Source organism: Mycobacterium sp. 1245852.3 (assembly GCF_001669335.1).
GTDB lineage: Bacteria > Actinomycetota > Actinomycetes > Mycobacteriales > Mycobacteriaceae > Mycobacterium > Mycobacterium europaeum_A.
In genome coordinates this window covers 1-2,047 of record NZ_LZLL01000253.1, presented here as the reverse complement: position 1 = coordinate 2,047, position 2,047 = coordinate 1, and the positions used below count along the sequence as shown (strand labels likewise).

Sequence of the window (2,047 nt, the reverse complement as noted above, 5' to 3'; positions counted from 1 at the left end):
GGGGATAGTTTTGGCCGGCGGGCTGCGCGCTGCCCTGCTCGGACGCCCGCGCCGCCTCGGCGAGCGGGCGCTCGAGTTCCCGGATCCGGTCTTCCGGGTCTTCGTTTGCTGCCATGGAATGAATATGCCATTCGCTTCTGCGTTTACGGCCGGTTCGGTAGTTTTTACGATCGTGCCCGATGTGCCGAATCGCCAGGTCCTGCTTCGTCGTCGCCCGTCCGGGCTGGTCCAGCCGGAGGACACGGAACTGGTCACCACGCCGGCGCCCGAGCCCGCCGACGGCGAGGCACTGTTGCGCACCACGTACGTCGGCATCGACGCCGCCGCGCGCACCTGGCTCGACGACCAGCCCAGCTACCTTCCGCCTGTGCAGTTGGGCGAGGTCATCCGGGCGGCCGGGATCGGCGAGGTGGTCGCCTCGCGGTGCGACGCCTACGCCGTCGGTGACGTCGTCACCACCCTGACCGGTTTCCAGGAATACGCGCTCATCCGCGACGACCTGTTCAGCACGCCGATCCCGGGGGAGGACGACCAGCTGGCGATCATGTCGGTCTACGGGCCGACCGGCGCCACCGCCTATTTCGGCATGACCGATATCGGCCGGCCGCAGCCCGGGGAAACGGTGGTGGTGTCGGCGGCCGCGGGTGCCACCGGATCGGTCGCCGGGCAGATCGCCAAGATCGCCGGCGCCCGGGTGGTGGGGATCGCCGGCGGTCCGGAGAAATGCCGGGCGGTGGTGGAGGACTTCGGCTTCGACGCGTGCATCGACTACAAGAACGACGACGTCGCGGCGGCGCTGAAAAGGCATTGCCCGCAACGCGTCGACGTCTACTTCGACAATGTGGGCGGGCCCATCCTCAACGCCGTGCTGGGCAGGCTGGCCTCGCACGCGCGCGTCGTCCTGTGCGGCGTCATCTCCAGCTACCTGACCGGAGACCACCCCGGGCCGGCCAACTACGTGAACCTGTTGTCCAAGACCGCGTTGATGCAGGGGTTCAACGCGCTCGATCAGTGGGGCCGCTTCGACGAGGCGTTCGCCGCGCTACGCCAGTGGGAGGCCGAGGGCCGACTTCACCACCGGCAGACCATCTTTGAGGGCATCGAGTCGTGCGTCGATGCCCTCAACGGCCTGTTCACCGGCGTCAACGTCGGCAAGACCCTGGTCAGGCTCAGCGAACCCACGTCCCGCTAGCCGGCGCCGCCGCGCTAGTCCTCGCCGAGCACGCGGTGCAGCGCCTTGCGCGCGTCGGTCAACGCCTCGAGCACCTTGGTGCGGGTCTCGGCGAGCTGCTGCTTCTGCTCGTCGGTGCCCGTCCAGGCGATGGTGCGGGCCAGGCCGGCGATCTCGAAGAGCTCCTTGCGGATCTTCACCACGTCACCGAACTTGGCCGCCCGGCCCAAGAAGGCGTGCGCGGTCTCGCTGCTGACCCCGCGCCAGGCCAACAGGTTTCGGCCGAGCTCGGTCAGCGTCGCCACACCGCCGTCGACGGTGACGACGCCGCGACCGGCGAGGACCCCGATCGCAAGCTCGGCGATGTCCTGGGGAGGGGTGAACGCACCGCCGGTCGCATCGGATACCCGTTGCACCACCTGTGCGGCGTCGGCCGGGCCGTCCAGCAGCAACGCCGCGGTGACGAACGCGGCGCGCTTGAGACCGTGCCGACCCTTCTTGCCGAACGGCGCGAAGCCGGGCCCACCGGCACCCGGACCGCCGAACCCGGGACCACCGAAGCCCGGCCCACCGAAGCCCGGCGCGCCAAAGCCCGGACCACCGAAACCGGGCCCACCGAAACCGGGCCCACCGAAACCGCCGAAGAATCCATGAGACATGGTTGCTTTCCTTTCTCGAACCATCAATCTCCTTGATACCAGCGGCCGCAGCGATGTCAACTAAGTTGATGGCTGGGACGTGAAATCCCTGGAAGCGGGCGTCACTGCTGCTATCGTCCCTTGTTTATGCCAGGGGGATCGCGGCGACGGACCGGCGCGCGGGTCGTGATCGGGAACGTCGCGCGCGGATCGCGACGGCAGCATGCGGGCCACCCCA

2 protein-coding genes are annotated in these 2,047 nt (G+C 68.9%); one reads left to right on the top strand and one right to left on the bottom strand.

What is annotated here, in order from left to right; all coding sequences use genetic code 11:
• Positions 1-172: 172 nt before the first annotated feature.
• Positions 173-1,192 carry an NADP-dependent oxidoreductase gene (locus A9W96_RS11125; protein WP_067139740.1) on the top strand — a complete coding sequence of 340 codons (1,020 nt, stop codon included), beginning with the start codon at positions 173-175 and terminating at the stop codon, positions 1,190-1,192.
• Between the two features lie 14 nt (positions 1,193-1,206).
• On the opposite strand, the gene A9W96_RS11120 is transcribed toward A9W96_RS11125, so the two are convergent.
• Positions 1,207-1,830 (bottom strand): hypothetical protein, encoded by a 624-nt coding sequence (locus A9W96_RS11120; protein WP_067139737.1) that lies wholly within the window; start codon positions 1,828-1,830, stop codon positions 1,207-1,209.
• Positions 1,831-2,047 lie beyond the last annotated feature (217 nt).

What these genes read in the sequence shown, in the direction of transcription:
- A9W96_RS11120 (WP_067139737.1), bottom strand. Translation starts at nt 1,830, where the DNA reads ATGTCTCATGGATTCTTCGGCGGTTTCGGTGGGCCCGGTTTCGGTGGG.